13 protein-coding genes and 2 pseudogenes are annotated in these 17,968 nt (G+C 68.2%); 9 read left to right on the top strand and 6 right to left on the bottom strand.

Going from position 1 to position 17,968, the window contains the following annotated elements; all coding sequences use genetic code 11:
- Window positions 1-151: 151 nt before the first annotated feature.
- The 3 genes from AAD528_RS04700 to AAD528_RS04690 form a co-directional block, all read right to left on the bottom strand.
- The gene (locus tag AAD528_RS04700) at window positions 152-1,000 is read right to left on the bottom strand and encodes a helix-turn-helix domain-containing protein (RefSeq protein WP_345750897.1); all 849 of its coding nucleotides are present in this window, start codon (window positions 998-1,000) and stop codon (window positions 152-154) included.
- Between the two features lie 608 nt (window positions 1,001-1,608).
- Window positions 1,609-2,412, bottom strand: a complete 804-nt coding sequence (locus tag AAD528_RS04695; protein WP_345750896.1) for a DUF2637 domain-containing protein — start codon at window positions 2,410-2,412, stop codon at window positions 1,609-1,611.
- Window positions 2,409-3,509 (bottom strand): serine/arginine repetitive matrix protein 2, encoded by a 1,101-nt coding sequence (locus AAD528_RS04690; protein WP_345750895.1) that lies wholly within the window; start codon window positions 3,507-3,509, stop codon window positions 2,409-2,411. The genes AAD528_RS04695 and AAD528_RS04690 overlap by 4 nt, the downstream gene beginning before the upstream one ends.
- 413 nt (window positions 3,510-3,922) lie before the next feature.
- On the opposite strand from AAD528_RS04690, the gene AAD528_RS04685 reads away from it, so the two are divergent.
- The 8 genes and pseudogenes from AAD528_RS04685 (at window position 3,923) to mobF (ending at window position 14,789) form a co-directional block, all read left to right on the top strand.
- On the top strand, window positions 3,923-5,569 hold the full coding sequence (locus AAD528_RS04685; RefSeq protein ID WP_345750894.1) for a ParB/RepB/Spo0J family partition protein: 1,647 nt from the start codon (window positions 3,923-3,925) through the stop codon (window positions 5,567-5,569).
- An 80-nt stretch (window positions 5,570-5,649) separates the two neighbouring features.
- Window positions 5,650-5,841, top strand: a complete 192-nt coding sequence (locus AAD528_RS04680) for a hypothetical protein (RefSeq protein ID WP_345750893.1) — start codon at window positions 5,650-5,652, stop codon at window positions 5,839-5,841.
- On the top strand, window positions 5,838-6,599 hold the full coding sequence (locus tag AAD528_RS04675) for a DNA-processing protein DprA (RefSeq protein WP_345750892.1): 762 nt from the start codon (window positions 5,838-5,840) through the stop codon (window positions 6,597-6,599). The genes AAD528_RS04680 and AAD528_RS04675 overlap by 4 nt, the downstream gene beginning before the upstream one ends.
- A 283-nt stretch (window positions 6,600-6,882) precedes the next feature.
- Window positions 6,883-7,797 carry a hypothetical protein gene (locus AAD528_RS04670; protein WP_345750891.1) on the top strand — a complete coding sequence of 305 codons (915 nt, stop codon included), beginning with the start codon at window positions 6,883-6,885 and terminating at the stop codon, window positions 7,795-7,797.
- Window position 7,798: 1 nt separating this feature from the next.
- Complete coding sequence (locus AAD528_RS04665; protein WP_345750890.1) at window positions 7,799-8,614, top strand: hypothetical protein; 816 nt, start codon at window positions 7,799-7,801, stop codon at window positions 8,612-8,614.
- A gap of 115 nt (window positions 8,615-8,729) precedes the next feature.
- Window positions 8,730-8,889 (top strand): annotated as a pseudogene (locus tag AAD528_RS04660) (translation initiation factor IF-2 N-terminal domain-containing protein); the annotation flags it as partial.
- 1,702 nt (window positions 8,890-10,591) lie between these two features.
- Window positions 10,592-10,873 carry a sulfate permease gene (locus AAD528_RS04655; RefSeq protein WP_345750889.1) on the top strand — a complete coding sequence of 94 codons (282 nt, stop codon included), beginning with the start codon at window positions 10,592-10,594 and terminating at the stop codon, window positions 10,871-10,873.
- A 388-nt stretch (window positions 10,874-11,261) separates the two neighbouring features.
- On the top strand, window positions 11,262-14,789 hold the full coding sequence (gene mobF / locus AAD528_RS04650) for a MobF family relaxase (RefSeq protein WP_345750888.1): 3,528 nt from the start codon (window positions 11,262-11,264) through the stop codon (window positions 14,787-14,789).
- An 85-nt stretch (window positions 14,790-14,874) separates the two neighbouring features.
- Here mobF and AAD528_RS04645 read toward each other — a convergent pair whose 3' ends face one another.
- From AAD528_RS04645 to AAD528_RS04635, 3 genes are all read right to left on the bottom strand, one after another.
- On the bottom strand, window positions 14,875-15,639 hold the full coding sequence (locus AAD528_RS04645) for an ABC transporter permease (protein ID WP_345750887.1): 765 nt from the start codon (window positions 15,637-15,639) through the stop codon (window positions 14,875-14,877).
- Window positions 15,636-16,097 (bottom strand): phosphatase PAP2 family protein, encoded by a 462-nt coding sequence (locus AAD528_RS04640; RefSeq protein ID WP_345750886.1) that lies wholly within the window; start codon window positions 16,095-16,097, stop codon window positions 15,636-15,638. Before AAD528_RS04640 ends, AAD528_RS04645 begins: the two co-directional genes overlap by 4 nt.
- Window positions 16,098-16,789: 692 nt before the next feature.
- Complete coding sequence (locus AAD528_RS04635; RefSeq protein WP_345750885.1) at window positions 16,790-17,005, bottom strand: substrate-binding domain-containing protein; 216 nt, start codon at window positions 17,003-17,005, stop codon at window positions 16,790-16,792.
- A gap of 31 nt (window positions 17,006-17,036) precedes the next feature.
- On the opposite strand from AAD528_RS04635, the pseudogene AAD528_RS04630 reads away from it, so the two are divergent.
- Window positions 17,037-17,963: pseudogene (locus AAD528_RS04630) on the top strand (glycoside hydrolase family 3 C-terminal domain-containing protein); the annotation flags it as partial.
- Window positions 17,964-17,968 lie beyond the last annotated feature (5 nt).

Genomic DNA, 17,968 nt, shown 5'->3' with positions numbered 1-17,968 from the left:
AGAGCCTGGCCGATCGGACGTCGCTTCTCCTTGAGCTCGCGGAGGCGGAGTCGGCGCCGAGGCGCATCGCTGAACCTGACGATCCGACCTGTGTATCAAGCGGATCGACGGCGGCGCCATCGTCCGGGAGGCATCCGATCGACGCGCCGCATCATTCGCTCGTTTCGACGCATCGGCATCCCCTGGAGATCCGCGGGGCAGGCACCGGAGGTTCGTCGAGGCCGGCCTGTGCGTCTCGCCGGTACACGGAGGGCGACATTCCGTATCGGCGCCGAAACCAGGTTGCCGCGACTCTCGAATCTTGCCAGCCCACACGCCGCGCGGCCATAGCTATCGCCAGATCCGTCTCTTCGAGGAGCCTTGCGAATGCCGTCACCCGGATCTCATTGAGATACCGGATAGGCGAGCTGCCGAATGCGTCGCGGAACACGCGCGGCAGGTGCGACGCGGACAGCGATACCTCCGCGGCGAGCAGCTCCACCGTCCATCGTTCATCCATCCGCGTCAACAACAGGTCCGCTGCCCGTCGGGCCTCCGAACGCGCCACCGGTGACGCGAGTCGCCCGACGAGCGGCTCGCGTTGCCGTCCGTCGCCGGGCACCTGATCAGGATCGACCAACGACGGGATCATCAGTTCGACGGCGGCCGCGAAGTGTCTGACCACGGTGCTCCGCACGAAGTCGCAGTCGTGTGGCTCCAACGCGAGGCTGATCTTGCGCAGCAGCGGGTCCATCAGTCGCACCGCCTCCACGCCTGGGTGATGGAGCCGCATGCTTCCGTCCCACCCGCTCGGATGGTCTCCTGGCCGCAGGCGTGCCGCCGGTGGCAACACCCACGTGCTGTAGTTGCGCAGGAAGTCCTCGTCGATGTGGACCGTCCACGTTCGAACGGCGCGAATCGGGCGCATGCTGCACCAGATCCCCGCGCCGAGAACCAGCACATCGCCAGCGCTCAGCGAATGTGCCCCGCTTGGAGTTGTGATCTCGACCGCGCCGCTCATCACCACGACCGTTTTCGCGTGCGGCAGGATCGTCCGCCTCGTCGGCCGGGTGCGTAGCGCCTCCACGGCGAAGACAGGGACCCCCGTGCTGGCGTTTACCGGTAGAGCCTGAGGCGGTGTCGTCGTGGACGAAGTCCGCACCGCGGCTACCGTCCCTGTGACTGCTCGTCTTGGCGCCTGGTCGCTGGAGGTGGTGGCCTTCGCGCGTGTCTACTTGGACGGGAAGACGACGTCAGAACCGGCACCCGCATAGTCCACGACGTTATACGGTACCGGCCGATGACAGGTTGTTCTCGGACCGCGTTCCCCATCCCGGTGCGCGAAGCGGGCGGGCGGGGCCGGGACGATCTCGCCTCTCGGGCTCGTGTCCGACAGGCATGCGGTTTCCCGCTCGCGCGAGATCCGCCAGGTCCAGCATTCGACCCGCGGCGGTCGCGCCCGCCCTCCGGAGTAGCTCCGACGCGCGAGTCCAGGTGATCCGCCTGCGGTTCCGGGCGCGCGACAACAGCGCGGACCGCCAGTCGCTCTCGGTCAGTGAGGGGTCGGCACGACGCGCGAACTCGCCCGTCTCTTCCTCGCGGATGGAGATCGGCTCCGCCGGCACCGTCTCATCCGGATCCAGCTCCCGGCGCTTGTTCGCCTCGTCGCCTTCGGACGGGGGCGGCACCGTCATCATCTCCTTCATCTATCGCACGGCCCCATCCGGGGACCCCTGCTTCCACCGGTTCTTCCGTCAGAGCACCGAGCCATCGACCCACGGTCGACGGGTGAACCCCGAGGTCGCTCGCGATGCGGCGATTGGACAGTCCCTGCGTACGCAGCACGCGAGCTTTTGCCGGCAAGCCGTGCCGTTGGTCCGCCTGTACTCGCGGCGGCCTCGCTGACGGCCGTTCGAGCGCCTTCGACGCTGCGGAGAGCTGCGTGAATCCGTCGTCTGCGTCCCCGATCGGTCGAAGGGACGCGGCAGGTGCTCGTGGACCTTGCCGGTATCGAGTCAGCACCACGGTCAGATGGGTGATCGCAAGCAGCACGATCGGCGGGACACTGGCAACCATCGCGGCCACCGCACCAGGCACCTCCGCGGATGCGGCGACGGTCGCGTGGGTGACGTTCGCGCTGACCGACACGGCGGCGCCGCCCACGAGCAACGTCCACGCGTAGCGCGTCGCGCCCGCGCCATATCGGGACAGTGCGACGACGGAGATCGTCGCTACCACGATCACGCCGTCGACGATGAGCGGCCACAGCCACGATAGTTCCGGTGCGATCCCGGATCGACGGGCAAGATCGGCGAGCGCCGTGAAGCTCAGCCAGAACGCGCCGAGCCCTATCAAGACCGTGCCGCTGGTCGCGGCGACGATCACCCACTGGCCGACCTGCGCCAGGGGTTCGCGATCCCTTCCAGCGGTCATCGATTCAGACCGCCCGCGATCGGCGTCACATCCGCGGGCGTCTGCGCGAGCGCCCTCACGGCGTCAGCCGGTTGGCGGCTCGGTGCGCTTCGTTCGCGGTCCGGAGCGTCGCGGTCAAGTCCCGGCGGGTAGCCGTCGCCGGCCTCGGGCGTTGGCAGCTTGTCGAGGATCTCGAGCGCGGTCCTGCGCACCCGCTCGCCGGTGTCGCGGATGACCTTCAGCGGGTCTGCGTCGGGCACCGCCGTCGACCACGAGGCGACGTACGGGATCGTGTACTGCGAGGTGTCCATGCCGTAAGCGGCGCCGACCATGAGCGCGACCGACTCTGCTTCGACCTCGCCGATGCCGCGGTGGATGGGCCGGTCCTCCGCGCCGGGCTCGTGCATGCGCACGTGCGCGAGCTCGTGGATGAGCGTCTTCACTCGGGCGGCGTCGTCCATGTCGGCGCGGACCTGCACGGTGCGGGCGGAGTAGTCCGTCATGCCGTTCGCGCCGCCGAGCTCGACGGCGCTCGCGACGGACGAGAGCGCGAATCCCGCTTCCGACACCTGCCGGCCGAGGCCCTCCCAGAGCCCGGCGGGGGCTTGGCCTTCCAGGAGCTTGGGCATCGGCCGTTCCGGCACCGGGTCGCCGTTCGTCTGCGAGACCTCCCACACGTGGGCCGGTTTCACGCCGGTCATCTTGCGGCGCACCGTCTCGCCCGGCTTCGGCTTCTCCTTCGGCGTGAGCCGTCGCCACGACGCTGGGTCGGATGGGTTCGTGCTCGCGAACCGGCCGATCACGGGGCTGTAGATCAGGTAGCTGCGCCCGGCGATCGGGTGCCGGCCGAGCTTGCTCCAGTCGACGTAGCCGGCGACGTAGGTCGGCACGGGGTCGGGGGCGTGGCCCTTCTCGTAGGCGTCGAGATGCTGAGCCCAGATCAGCAGCGTGTTGTTGAACGATCGCGATCGGAACTGCGCGGCGAACGTCAGCGCACGAACCCAGTCGTCGCTGGTCGTGAGCCGGTCCACGGCCTCTTCGAGCTGTGCGCTGAGCTTGTCGAGGTTGGCCTGCCGGGTCGCGGCGGCTTCCTCGGGCGTCGGTTTCCTGCGCGCCACGGCGATGCACCTCCCGGGACCGTCCTCCCGGGGCGGGAGGAGACGGTCACCCGGTCAGGTGCGTCGGGAACGCCGAAGACGGCACCACGCGATCAGACGCGGATCTGGTGGCTGCGCCGTGGCGCTTCACGAGCATGCGGAGCCGCTGCGCGGCACTGCACTTGTCGCAAACCCTTGGTTTGCCTTTCGCGGCAGAGAGATTGTGCGGGGCCATTCCTCTCTGCGCAAGGCACGCAAAAAACTTCCCCCGAGCTGCGATCCGGACCCGGTGAAGGCGGGAACTTTTTTGACTCTTCGGCCTTGCGCATTCACCCCTGGCCCCTTTCTTCGGCATCTGCCGAAAGGCAATGGGGGGTTCGAGACAGAACATCAACCGGGTGTTCACGAACCCCTTCCGAAGAAGGGAAACCGCAATGTCCATCATCGAGAACAGCACCGCCGAGCAGGCCGAGCAGACCGAGAGCGTCGAGGAGACGGCGACGGTCGAGACGGTCGCGCAGGTGGTGCAGATCGACCCGAACGTGCTCGTGGTCGAGGAGAACATCCGCCGGGAGGTCAACCTGCCGCGCAAGTTCGTGAACTCCGTGAAGTTGCACGGCGTGATCGTGCCCATCCTCGCCCACCCCGACACGGACGGTCAGATCGTCGTCCGCGACGGCCAGCGCCGCACCCTCGCCGCCCGCGAGGCAGGCATCGCCAGCATCCCGGCCTACGTCGTGGACGCCAACGACGCCAAGACGGTGCGCATCGTTCAGCAGATCATCACCAACGAGCACCGGGAGGGCCTGACCGACGCGGACAGGGCCACCGCCTGGCGGCAGTTGGCGCTGGAAGGCATGAGCGTCACCGCCATCGCCAAGCAGACCGGAGCCAAGCGGGAGGAGGTCAAGACCGGGCTGACGGTAGCCGAGCACGAGGTCGCCAGCGACGCGGTCGCCAAGTACGACCTCACGCTCGACCAGGCCGCACGGCTGATCAACTTCGCCGACGACCCCGACACCCTCGCGGAACTCACCAAGGTCGCTCGCACCAACCCCGACTCCTTCGACTTCTACGCCCAGCGGGCGCTGGACGACAAGGAGACGCGGGAGCAGATCGCGGACCTGCGCGCCCAGTACGAGGCGCAGGGCTTCACCGTGGTCGACTTCCCGAGCTACTACGACGAGGGCGACACCGCGTTCCTCACCGACCTGCAGGATGCCGACGGCACCCCGCTCACGGTGGAGAACTATCAGGGCAAGCCCGGCTACGCCGTCGCCGTGGGCGAGCGGTGGGGCCGGGTCGAGGTCGGGCATGTCGTGACCGACTGGAAGACGCACGGGCTTCGCAAGATCACCCGTGGCGGCTCCGTCAGCGGGAAGATGACCGAGGAGGAGAAGGCCGCACGCCGCACCCTGATCGCCAACAACAAGGCGTGGAGGAGTGCGGACACGGTGCGCAAGCAGTGGCTGGCGAAGTTCCTCGGCCGCAAGCGCCTTCCGAGCGATGCCCTGCCGTACGCGGCGTCCGTGCTCGCCAGTGAGACGACCCTGCTGGCCGACGTGTCGCGCAACGCGCACGCCACCGCCGAGAAGGTGATGGGCTACGAGCACCAGTGGGCCACGCACCCCCTCGGCACGCTCGCGACGGAGACCCCGACGAAGGCCGGGCACGTCGTCGTCGCCCTCGCGCTCGGGCTGTTGGAGGACTCCACCAGCGTGACCACGTGGCGCAACCCCGCCGACCGTGACGCCCGCTACTTCCAGCGGCTCGCGGCATGGGGCTACCACCTCTCCGACGTCGAGCGCATCGTCACCGGCGAGCAGCCCGACGACCCCGACGAGGCCGAGGCCACGCCGGGCGAGGAGGCCGTGGAGGTCACCACCGACACGAGCATCCCCGAGGGGGCAGAGCCCGAGGCGACCGGGCCGGATGAGGGCGCGCCTGTCGAGGAGGAGTCCGACGAGGACGACGACACAACCGACGCCGAGGAGCCGCAGGGTGGCACCGACGACGCAGGAGAGGCCGAGCCGGAGGACGCCGAGTCCGACGACGCGGACGCTCACCTGACCGCCGCCTGACTCATCGCCCACAGGGCCGGGTGCCGCGCAATCTGCGTCGGCACCCGGCCCGCCCCGGACACCAACAGAAAGAGCGCACCATGCGACAGATCATCGTGAGCATCCACCGCGTGCAGACCACCATCTGCGAGGTGGACGACGACTTCGACCACGACGGCGAACTCGACTGGCAACTCGATTGGGACTACCTCTCGGCCCGCCTGCACGAGGACACCGACATCATCACTATCCGGACGCAGGACACCACGCAGGGCGAAGGAGGCCCGTCATGACCACGCAGACCCTCAGTCGCGACGACCGGCTCACCGAGGCACTCGGCGGCGACCAAGCCGCCGAGGGACTCCTCGCCGCCGCCGAGCGTGGCGGCATGACAGCGCTGCTGCCCGGCGACGAGCATTGGCCCGCCGCCCTCGCCGCCCTCGCCGCCCTCGGCGCGGACGCCCCGAGCATGCTGTGGGGGATGGGCGACACCGCCTTGCTCGCCCGGCCCACCGCAGAGCGCATCGCCATCACGGGTTCGCGAGCTTCGACCACCTACGGCGAGCACATCACCCGGGAACTCGGCACGTCGCTCGCCGCGACCGGGCACGTCCTCATCACCGGAGGCGGATACGGCATCGACAAGGCGGTGCACGACGCATTGCGCCCCAGCGGTGCGCCCAGCATTGCGATCCTCGCGTCGGGACTTGACCGGCTCTACCCGGCAGGCAACGCCGACATGCTGCGCGATGTCGCCGCAACCGGGTTGCTCCTCAGCGCGCAACCGCCCGGTGCAACGCCCACGCGCGAGCGCTTCGTGCAACGTGCGGGCATCATCGCCGCACTCTGCGCAGCAACGGTCATCACCGAAGCGGGCTACCGCTCCGGTGCGCTCGGCGTCGCCTACCGCGCCCTCGCGCTCCGGCGCATCGTCGCCGCCGTACCCGGCCCAGTCACCAGCGCCGCGAGCGCCGGATGCCACCGCCTCATCCAGGACGGCGAGGCCCATCTCGTCACGCAGGCGAGCGACCTCACCGCGCTCATCACCTGAACGCCAGCCGATCCGGGCACTTCGCCGTTCCGCAAGGCCCGCCGAGCCGGCCCGCACCCGAACTCTGCTTCGACCACGTGCATCGAGCTGCCGCGAACCACGCCGCACCGGCCACGAGCCGGCTCTTGACCCGAAGTCTCCCCAGCCCAGCACCGGCTGAGACACACGTCTTGCATCTGCCCCGCGAAGGCCCTCGTAACCCGGAACCTGCCGAGTATTGACGCGGCGCAAGTCGGTATGTTTTCCATCATGTCAGCGAACCAACTGCGATAAATTGGTTGACATGGCACCCCGACCTGAGTTCACCGACCACGACTATGTAGACCCCGACGCCCCCGAAGGCGAGCTGCGCATCCGCCCTGATCACCCGCAGGTCCGCGACCTGTCCTATGACCGCAGCCGGATGCGCCAGCTGAACGATCTCTATAAGGACGCCATCTTCGACCCAAGCTGGGACCGGACCGACGGTATCGACCCCGACGACGAGACCACCTGGCAGACAGAGCGTCTGGAGCTCTACATCAAGGAGCGAGCGCGCGGCGAGGGCTACGTGTCGGACTTCGTCTACAACAACCGCGACCTCCCGGTCACCGTCTACGGCATCCTGATCGACCGTGGTCGGGGGCTGGAGGTTGCAGAGCTCGAGCTGTTCCGCACTTCCTGGGGATACTTTGACGCGTGGGGAGACTTCGTCGGGCCGAGTGAGGACATCAAGCGAAGCACACGCAATGAGCCCGACCAGCTCATCACCGCTGATGTCTTGCGACGCATCCCTCTCGGACGGATCGTCGCTATGGCGCAGCAGTCGCTGCTGCAAGAAGAGTGGCGCGCCGAAGGGCTGCAGGTCCTGATGGGCCCCGATCGTGGACCTGACGAACTCACCCCTGACGAGGTGAACGCCCTCGAGACGGGCGTCCGCGCCGCGCAGCAGACGAGGCGAGGGCGCCCGCCTCTTCCGGAGAGCACCCTCGACGCCGTCGCACGCGCCTACCTCGACGAGGCCGCGGCGGGCGTTGGTCTCCTCAAGCGTCTTTCACGACGCTTCGACCGCCCCGAAGCAACGGTCAGAGACTGGATCGCTGCCGCACGCAGAGAGGGGTATCTCACCCCGGCAGTTCCTGGAAAACGCGGCGCCGGTCCAGGGCCGCGATTGAGTGGCACCCTGGCCACGGCAGACAGATCGACAGATGCAAGTTGAGATGGATCTCGACGACACCGTCGTGACCCTCTGGCGCGCCTGCGACAGGTGGGAGCACAGCGCACAGCGGCTCGAACAGATCGCGGACGCGGGATTCCCAGGCGTCTCGCGCCTGGGAACAGACAACAAGGTGGCCACTGTCGGCGAAAGCTCCCTCGCGGTATCGAGGTATATCCAGGAACGAATGTGGAACTCAGCCCGGATGCTGCGCTCGGCGCATCGACAGGTCTTCGCTACGGAACCGGGAAGATTCCACCTCGATGCGACGGTCCTATATCCGCTCATGCGGGCGGCCATGGAGGACGCGACGACCATCGTCTGGTTCCAAGCTCCCGAGGGTCGAAACGCTCGCCTCATCCGTATGTTCCGCGCTCTGTTTACCGACTCGCACTACTTCACGGAGAACCATCTGCTTCTCGCTGCGGCTGCTCCTGCCGTTGGCGCCGTGCCGCTGGAGGTAGGCGACGCGTTGTCTGTGCACATGACCGCCGAGCAGGAGTCAACCCGGGCCCACTTCAAACGACTGGCGGGCGAGCTAGGCCTGGACCCGGACGAGTCGACAAGAAAGCTTTCGACCAGAGAGCCCATCAAGGTTCAATACGGCGCCGATAGTGTCGAACTCGCTACATGGAAGTTCCTCAGCGACTTGAGCCACTTCTCTTTCATGATGCTGCGACATCTGGCGACCACACCAATCCCGGGCACGACGGTCCCGCTGCTTCACGCAACGATGCTCCAGTTCGCTCAGACCCTCAATCGAGTGTGCGACGACGCGGTCGAACACATCGAACGAGCGGGAACCGTCGGAGAGGAGTGACTCCGGGAATGACTTCGGCTCGGCGTCTTCATCACCAATAGGACGCGCGAACGATCGATCAACCTCGTGTCCGAGCAAGTCGCTACGGTGACCAAAGAGAACAACGGAGACGGTGATGGCGAAACCACGCGTACATGAGATCGCGAGTGAGATGGGCGTGGACTCAAAGGTGGCTCTCCGAAAGCTCCGCGACCTCGGCGAGTTCGTGAAGTCGCCGAGCTCCACCATCCAGCCTCCCGTCGCCCGCAAGCTCCGTGGAGCTCTTGCGGCGGAGGCTGACACGCAGCTCGAGCTCGATACCGAATCGCCCCATCCGGACGCGGTCGCGGCACGCATACGTCGCGGAATTGTGCTCCGAGACGATGCCGACTGGCCCGCCTATGGTTTCTCTCCGCAGGAGAAGTCGGTCTGGATGCGGGCCGGGATCCCCGAAACCAAGGCACACGTCGCTGCCATGTGCCGCGACAGCGAAAGGCGCGGCACCAACTCGTCTCAGCTGGCACCTGCGACACTCAGCCGAAAGCTGGGCGCGGAGCGCTCAGCCCCCACCGTTCTCGACGCGCTTCTCGACGGAGCGAACTCCCTCCGAGTCCAAGAACGACTCGCCTCTCGACTAGGCGTGGATCTCGGCGGCATCAACCCGGACTTGCTCCGCCTCGCGACCTCAGCGAAGCTCCAGCCCGAACGAGGCGCGAGGACACTCGGCACGACATTTCGAGCGCTCCCATGGCAACCTGACACCAGTGTGAGGCTCGCCGACGCCGCGGCGGAGATCGTGCAATCGGTCGTGCCAGCAGTTCGCGCACAGTGGGCACTCAGGGATCAGATCGCGACCTATCGACGCGACGGCACCATCTCTCCTCTCCTCGCGGCCTATGCACGTGTACACGGTGTCATGCACGCTGGGCCAACGCTCTCTCGCTTATGTGACGGCGTTGTTGGATCCGCGGCGGAGCACACCACGGGTCTCGCCGCGGCAGACCTCATCGGACGCGCGGTGGTTGGACGTCGCTTCTACTTTCTGCGCGCCGACGCCGCCATCGCCCTATCCCAAGCCAGCCCAGGACCCGCCGCTGACGATGCGCTTCCTCCCTCACCAGACGGCGTGGCGCTCATCGATGCACGGAGCGAGGACGACGAGCATCACCGCAGTCTTGTCTTCTGGTCCACGGGCAGCGACGGACGCACGCGATGCATCTTGGTCAGAGCAACCCGACTCTCGAACCTCAAGCCGTCTGGGCTCCTGTTACTTGGAACCGCTGTCGAAGAGTGGGAGCCAGATGGCGCCTCCAGCCTCGGCGAGGCGGCTTCGTTCCTCAATCGATTCTCAGTGCAGCGTTCCCGGCCGCTCGGGCGACAGCGCTCGCGCGCAGGACGGCCGAGCGTCGTCGCATCCGATGAGGCCAGCGGTGCTCCCGAACTGCGCGACATCGTCATCGCCTACTACTCAAGGGATTCGCTTCCCGATGGCGACGCGACGATCGGGACGCGAAGAGCCCCGAATCACCGATGGCTCGTACGCGGGCACTGGCGTCGCCAGTGGTATCCCGGAGCACAAGTCCATCGTGTCATCTGGATCGATGAACACGAAGCCGGAGTAGCCGACCATCCGCTGCTACTCGCAGAGCGCGTCGAAGTCCACTGAACCCCTTGGCAGTACCGCGGAGGCGCCAGACCCACGTCCGTCCCGGGGGGACGAATTCACTTTCCTCCGAGTATGCGCTCGCCGACAGGGCCGACTCGGGTGGGCGAAATCCGTGCTGGAAACTGCACGTGAGCAAGTGTAGCCTGGAGACGTCCCGGCGGACATTGTCTCTTGTTGTAGGACGCCCGATGAGGGTGGTGGGGTCCGCCACCGAACATCACAAAGCAGCTGCGGACGCGGCTGCGGTTGAGACCGGAGACCCCAGCATGTTCTTCATCCCGCCGTTCGCTCTCCGCGCCGGAGGCCGCCTCTACAGGTTCTGTCAGCGTTGGATGCCCACCAACATCCTCATCCGTCGCGTGCGTCGCCGCGACGGCCTGCGCTGGGGCATCGCCCTTGCGGTACTCGGGTTGTTCTATGCCGCCGCCGGGACCATCTGCGCCCTGCTCGTGCAACATGGCGCGAACGGCTGGTGGAACCTCGGCTTCTTGCTCTGCTTCTGGAACGTGGCCAAGCTCGTCAGCAGCGGCCTCTCCGCACGATTCCTGCTCGCTGCCGCACGCCACCGGGAGGCACGTGCCGCGCGTGCCTCCACGCACGCCATGGTGCGCTGAGGTCGCCGACGGCGCGATTGAGCTCTGCGGCGGGCTCGTAAAGACGGTCGGAGCGGTGCCCGGCAGCGCGACGACCGTACGCACCTCGGCGCGTCAGCTTGGGGGCGCGCGGCCCGTGCCGCGGGACGATCGTCAGCGGATCGCTGCTTGCGCAGTGCCGGACACGGAGGCGCAGCGTGAAGCAGCACAAGCGAAGCCGGTCAGACTTCGACGCCTCGCCAAACCGGCCTGCTCTCTGGCATCCGCGTCGGACGGAATCGGCCGCCCAAGCACCGGCTTTGCCTGCACGACGCGCGCTCGTATGTGTTCGTCGCAGATCGGACGGCTGTTTGTTACTTTCGCCAGGCCGACCTGATGAGACGTCAGCATACATCCCGCACCTGCAGGTGTGACGGTCTCGATGCGGGTGATGAGCGCTGGTGCGGGCTTCCGCTATCTGCTGCAGTCCGTGGCTGCCGGCGACGGAGAACGTTCCATGAGCTCACCACTGACCCGCTACTACGCGGAGCATGGCACGCCCCCAGGGAGGTGGCTCGGCGCGGGCCTGCCGGGGCTCGCGACCGGTCGGCTCGAGTCGGGTACCCACGTGACGGAGGTGCAGCTGCGCAGGCTGCTCGGGCAGCTTCGGGACCCGGAGACGGGCGAGCCTCTCGGGCGAGCGAGCTATCAGTACAGGAGCACCAGCGAGCGGATCGAGGCGAGGGTACGTGATCTCTCTACCGAGTTGAGCGCTCCCGAACGGGCGGAGCAGATCGGTCAGATCGAGTCCGACGAGCTTGGCAAGGGTCGCCCGCGTATCGTGGCCGGGTTCGACTTCACGTTCAGCGTGCCGAAGTCGGTCTCGGCGCTCTGGGCGGTTGCTGATGGCGGCACGCAGGCGCTCATCGCACAGGCTCACCATGCGGCGATCGACGACGTGCTCGAGGTGATCGAGCGTGAGGTCGCGGCGACCCGTGTCGGCGCAAACGGCGTCGCGCAGATCGATGTGCTCGGGGTGGTTGCGACGGCGTTCGATCATTGGGATTCGCGTGCGTCGGACCCGCAGCTGCACACGCATGTCGTGATCGCGAACCGCGTGCAGGCGACGGACGGGAAGTGGCGTACACTCGACGGTCGGCCGATGCACGCCGCGGTGGTCGCGCTCTCGGAGCACTACAACGCGGTGCTCGCTGACCGTCTCGCGGGCTTGTTCGGGCTGGGCTGGGAACAGCGCGACCGGGGCCGGGACCGCAACCCGGCGTGGGAGATCGTCGGGGTGCCCGAAGCGCTGATCCGGGAGTTCTCGTCACGGTCGGAGGCGATCAACAACGAGAAGGACCGGCTGATCGAACAGTACGTCGCCGAGCACGGACGGCAGCCCTCAGCGCAGACGGTGATCCGGCTGCGGCAGCAGGCGACGCTCTCGACCCGGCCGGACAAGACCGTGCACTCCCTGGCGGAGCTGACCGAGCAGTGGCGACAGCGGGCGACCACAGTCCTCGAGGAGGATGCACCGACCTGGGCACAGCATCTGACCGCGAACAATCCGAGGCTCCCGCTGCTTCGCGCCGACGATCTCCCGCTGGATGACCTGCGCGGCATCGGGGAGGCCGTCGTCGCGCAGATCGGGGTACGGCGCCCGACATGGCGGCGCTGGAACCTGTATGCCGAGGCATCCCGGCAGACGATGGGGATGCGGTTCGCTTCCGCGGAGGACCGCGAGGCGATCGTCGGGATCATCGTCGAGGCGGCCGAGGCCGCCTCGTTGCGCCTGACCCCACCTGATCTCGTCACTGCGCCGGCCGCGTTCACCCGCGCCGATGGGAGCAGCGCGTTCCGGCCACGGCATCACACCGTGTACTCCTCGGCCCAGCTGCTGGAAGCCGAAGACCGCCTGCTCGCCCTGAGCGCCGAGACCACCGCGCCGACCGTCGACCTCGCCATGATCGCACGGAGGCTGCGCAAGCCCGACCGTGACGGCCGCGTGCTGTCCCCGGAGCAGCGGCGCGTCGTCGAGCAGATCGCCGTCTCCGGGCTGGTGGTCGATGTGCTCGTCGGCCCGGCAGGGACGGGGAAGACGACCACGCTCGGCGGCCTGCGTCGCGCTTGGGAGGCCGAGCATGGGGAAGGCAGCGTTGTCGGGCTGGCACCGTCGGCCGCGGCCGCCGAGGTGCTCGCAGGGGATCTGGGCATCGCGACGGAGAACACCAGCAAGTGGCTCTACGAGCACCAGCGCGGGGCGTGGCAGCTCACCGCCGGGCAACTGCTCATCGTGGATGAGGCGTCGCTCGCCGGGACGTTGGCGCTCGACCGGCTCGCCGCACACGCCGCCGAGGTTGGCGCGAAGCTCCTGCTTGTCGGAGACTGGGCACAGCTGGCCGCCGTCGATGCGGGCGGAGCGTTCGGGCTGCTCGCCCGGCACCGCGAGAACGTCCCCGAGTTGCTCGATGTGCGCCGCTTCGCGCAGCCCTGGGAGAAGAAGGCATCCCTGCGCCTGCGCCTCGGCGATGTCGATGTGATCGAGGAGTACGAAGAGAACGGCCGGCTCGCCGGCGGAGATCTGGAGGACATGCTCGACGCGGCCTACCGGGCCTGGCAGGCCGATCGCGAGGCAGGACGGAACAGCATCCTGGTCGCAGAGACCGTGGAGATCGTCAGCGACCTCAACTCGCGCGCCCGCGACGATCTGATCCTCGCCGGCGAGGTCGCCGGTGAGGGTGTGCTGTTGCGTGACGGGAACCGGGCCGGTGCCGGGGATCTGGTCATCAGCCGCGAGAACGACCGCCGGCTTTCCACCGGGCGCGGCTGGGTGAAGAACGGCGACCGCTGGCGCGTGCTCGCCTCCCACGACGACGGCTCCCTCACCGTGCGGCGGGCGGGCTCCCGCTTCGCGAGCACGATCGTCCTGCCTGCGGCCTACGTGGCGGCCAGCATCGATCTCGGTTACGCGGTCACTGTGCACCGGGCGCAAGGATCGACGGTGGATACCGCGCACGCGATCGTGCACTCTTCGTCCATGACCCGGGAGAGCTTCTACGTCGCCATGACCCGCGGCAGGTCCAGCAACATCGCCTACATCGCGACCGACCAAGCGCACCTCGAGGAGCGTCAGCAGGACGGCGAAGCCACCGTGGCCTCGATCCTGAACGGGGTGCTCCGCCATGAAGGTGCCGAGAAGTCCGCGCACGAGAACATCACCGCCGAGCAGGAAGCATGGTCCTCGATCGCGCACCTAGCCGACCAGTACGAGACGATCGCTCAGGCGGCGCAGGCCGAGTACGTCGCCAGTCTGCTCGCCCAGGCGGGCCTGCCCGACGACCTGCTCGATGAGACGATCGGCAGTGAGTCCTACGGCTCGCTCATCGCCGAGGTGCGCCGCGTCGCCGCGAACGGCAGCCGACCCCAGGCCGTGCTCACCGCGGTCATCCGCGCCGGCCGGCTCGAACGGGCCGATGATCTCGCCAGCATGCTGCGCAACCGCATCACCCGTCTCACCCACGCGCGCTCCGCTGGTAGCCGCGCGACATCGCGGACCCACTTCATCGCAGGCCTCATCCCCGAGGCCACCGGCCCGATGCCCGCGGATGTGAGCCAAGCCCTCGGCGCACTTCGGCGCGCCATCATCCAGCGCGCCGATGCGCTCGCACGCACCGACGTCGCCGCAGGCGCGGGATGGACACGTCGCCTCGGTCCCGCTCCGGGCCCTGAAGCTGGACGGTGGTGGCGAGCCGTAGCGGCGATCGCCGCCTACCGCGACCGCTACGGCATCACCAGCGGCGATCCGCTCGGTGCGAAGCCCGCTCTGGTCGTCCAACAGATCGACTATCAGCGTGCTGAGGCGGCCCTGAGGATCACGCAGCAGATCACTGGCACAGAGGAACTGCGCCTGCTGGGGACGCGCGAGCGAACGCACGAGCGCGACACACTCGGCCGCTGACATAGACGTCCTCGGGAAGAGAACGAGAGAGGCGCCGTACGCTGTGCCAGAGTCCTGACGGCCCGTCGGCGCGGGACGTCCGCTTTTATGGGTGACGGTGTGTCGTTCGCGGTGTGAGGCTGGGTCGGCGCTGTGGAGCTCCGAACGCGAGCAGCGTGGCCGTGATCACTCCGGCGGCGAGGATGCCAGCCAACACGATCAGCTGGAAGCGACCGGCTTCGAGGGGTGAGGCGCCAGCGAACACCGCTCCGACGAATGCTCCGGGGAGCACCACGATCCCGGTCGTACGAGTCTGATCGATCGAGGGCAGCAGCGCGGTGTGCACCGCGGCGCGTGCGTAGACCGCGGTGGACTGGCGCGGCGTGGCGCCGAGCGCGAGCCATCCTTCCACCTCGTCCCAACGGTCGGTGATGGTGGTCTGCAGGATCCGCTGAGTGAGAACGGCGATGGTCATGGTGCTGCCGATGACGATGCCGCCGATGGCGAGCGCATAGCGGGGCGAGAATTCGATGGCGCCCGTGAGGAACACGATCAACATCGTCGCAGTCGGGCCGGCGGCCATCGCCAACCCGAGCCAGAGAAGCGAAGGTGAGAAGTCTCGTGCCCGGTGGGCAGCGGTGAGGATCGCGACGGCGAACATCACGAGCAAGGCGATCGCCACCCATCGCAGATCCGCGATCACGCCGCTGAGGATGATGCTGAGCAGGGCGAGCTGGGCGATGGAGCGCGCGACAGCGATCAACACCTCGAGCGCGGCAGGAATCCGGAAACCGAGCAGTCCGACGATGGCGATCCCCGTCAGGAGCACGATCGCGATGGCGCCAGACATCCACGCCTGCCACTCGATCATGCGTCGTTCCTTCGAATGGCTTGGCGGATCCGTGGCGGCGAGTGTGGAGCCTCCCGCTCGAGGTGAAGCCGCATCGCGAATGGCGCCCACAGAATCACGGCGACCCCAACCCCCAACAGCAAGCCGCCGATTGTGTCGGAGATCCAGTGCGCGCCGAGGTAGGTGCGGCTGAGCATCATGCCGGCTGTGTAGACGGCGCCGGCGGCCCAGACCCAGACTCGCCAGAAGACGATCCCGAGCGCCGCCGCGGTCACTGTCGCGTTCGCGGAGTGCCCGGAAGGAAAGGAGCCGAAGTCGGCGACGACCAGGATGTCCACCGGCCGGGGTCGACCGATCAGCTGCTTGATGACCTGCACGAGCGCCGCGCTCACGGCGATAGCGAGCACGACGTACAGGGCCGCCCACGGGCGGCGCCACCACAGCAGGGCAATCGCTATCCCCGTTGGCACGGCGAACACGGCGAACCAGCCGCCGCCGAGGTAGTCGAAGACGAGAGCACTCGCGGTCCAGAATCCGCTGCGGTGCTCGAGAACCTCCCCCCATCCACTCCAGCTCGAGTCCGAACGGCTTGTTGTGCTCCCGATAGACAATCACCGCCGCGAGCGCGGCCACCAGCACGAGGACCACAATCGCGGAGACGACGGGCCAGCGCCGCGTTACGCGCACCGGCTGCTCTGTTCCCAATCGTCCGCCGCTCACGCTACGAGTCTCCCAGTCCTGTCGCGCCGCGTGCCACCTCGGCGCGTCTGCCTCCACGAATCGGCAGAGCGCCCAGCTTGTGTCGGCCTTGGCCTCAAGAAGGCAGCTGCCGCATCATCTCCACTGTGCTGCGCGCACTCGCGGTTGGGCCGCGCGCCTATGGCAACCAGATCGTCAGGCAGCCGCGTTTCACGACTCACCATCGCTCGAGCACCACGACGACGTCTACCGACCGGATGATCGAGAGCCGGGGCTCCACGACGAGCGCGACGTAGCCGTGCACTAGTCGGGCGAGCGCCTGACGGCCGAGCCGCTCAGCCTCGGCGTTGAGAGGACGCCGGCTCCGTCTCGCGTCAGGACGCGCGGGTCAAGTGATTGCGCAGCGCCTCGCGGGCCGACGCCGTAAGTGTGACCTTGCCCGCGCTCACGCGGTGGCCGAAGCATGCGCCGGTCATGCGAGTGGCTTGGTAGATTCACGCACGACCAACTCGACGGGCATACGCAGGTGCTGCGCGCCGTCAGCGCCGCCGTCGAGCATTCGGAGCAGCAGGCCGACGGCCGACGCGCCCATCCGATGCAGAGGCTGGCGCACGGTTGTCAGCGGCGGAGTGCTCGTGACCGCTCGAGGGATGTCGTCGAAGCCGATGACTGACAGGTCGTCGGGCACGCGCAGGCCGCGGTGTTCGGCGACGCGGATCGTCGTGGTCGTCGGCGACCAGGCCGGCCTGTTCGGGCGCGGCACGGTCGGCGAGGGCAACGACGTCGAGTCGCTCGAGCTTCCCGGCGTCCAGCGCGAGCTGGTCGAGCAGCTCGTCGCCACGGGCACGCCGGTCGTCATGGTGCTGCTCACCGGCCGCCCGTACGCGGTCGCCTGGGCGCTCGACAGCGACGTCGCCGCACGCCCGGCCGCCGTGCTGCAGGCGTTCTTCCCGGGCGAGGAGGGCGGCACCGCCGTCGCGTCCGTGATCACGGGCGAGACCGCGCCGTCGGGTCGCCTGCCCGTGAGCCTGCCTCGCTCATCCGGATCCTCGCCCTACAGCTACCTGCACCCGATCCTGGGCGGGCCGTCGGATGTCACGTCGACCGACTCGACGCCGCTGCGGCCGTTCGGCTTCGGCCTGTCGTACACGACGTTCGCGTACTCCGATCTCGAGGTCTCCGACGCGGTCGCGACGGATGGCCGGATCACCGCGACCGTCACGGTCGCGAACACGGGCGCCCGCGACGGCGTCGACGTCGTGCAGCTGTACGGCCGCGACGTGGTGGCGCAGGTCACGCGCCCGGTCGCGCAACTGCTCGGCTACGCGCGCGTCGCGCTCGGCGCAGGTGAGTCGCGCCGCGTGACGTTCGAGGTGCCCACGCAGCGCCTGTCGTTCACGGGCCGCGATCACGTGCGCATCGTCGAGCCGGGCGACGTCCAGGTCTGGGTCGGCGCGCACGCCGAGGCGTCGGCGCGCGCGGCCGAGCTCTCGGACAGCACGGGCGGCGCGATCTCGAACGAGAAGGCGCGCGGCGGGCGCGCTCTGCCCGGTTCCGCGACCCCCCGGGCGACCGTGACGCTGACCGGCGACGTGCACGTGGTGACGCCGGACGACCCGCGCACGGTCGCGGTCAGGGTCGCGTGATCGGC

Source organism: Microbacterium rhizophilum, assembly GCF_039605615.1.
Classification (GTDB): Bacteria; Actinomycetota; Actinomycetes; order Actinomycetales; family Microbacteriaceae; genus Microbacterium; species Microbacterium rhizophilus.
Note: the sequence above shows the minus strand (reverse complement) of the source record. Positions and strands in the feature narration are given on the sequence as shown.

Excerpts from the sequence above, each read along its gene's own strand:
- AAD528_RS04700 (WP_345750897.1), bottom strand. The coding sequence starts at position 1,000 with ATGAGCGGCGCGGTCGAGATCACAACTCCAAGCGGGGCACATTCGCTG.
- AAD528_RS04695 (WP_345750896.1), bottom strand. The coding sequence starts at position 2,412 with ATGACCGCTGGAAGGGATCGCGAACCCCTGGCGCAGGTCGGCCAGTGG.
- AAD528_RS04685 (WP_345750894.1), top strand. The coding sequence starts at position 3,923 with ATGTCCATCATCGAGAACAGCACCGCCGAGCAGGCCGAGCAGACCGAG.
- AAD528_RS04680 (WP_345750893.1), top strand. The coding sequence starts at position 5,650 with ATGCGACAGATCATCGTGAGCATCCACCGCGTGCAGACCACCATCTGC.
- AAD528_RS04675 (WP_345750892.1), top strand. The coding sequence starts at position 5,838 with ATGACCACGCAGACCCTCAGTCGCGACGACCGGCTCACCGAGGCACTC.
- AAD528_RS04670 (WP_345750891.1), top strand. The coding sequence starts at position 6,883 with ATGGCACCCCGACCTGAGTTCACCGACCACGACTATGTAGACCCCGAC.
- AAD528_RS04665 (WP_345750890.1), top strand. The coding sequence starts at position 7,799 with ATGGATCTCGACGACACCGTCGTGACCCTCTGGCGCGCCTGCGACAGG.
- AAD528_RS04655 (WP_345750889.1), top strand. The coding sequence starts at position 10,592 with ATGCCCACCAACATCCTCATCCGTCGCGTGCGTCGCCGCGACGGCCTG.
- AAD528_RS04645 (WP_345750887.1), bottom strand. The coding sequence starts at position 15,639 with ATGATCGAGTGGCAGGCGTGGATGTCTGGCGCCATCGCGATCGTGCTC.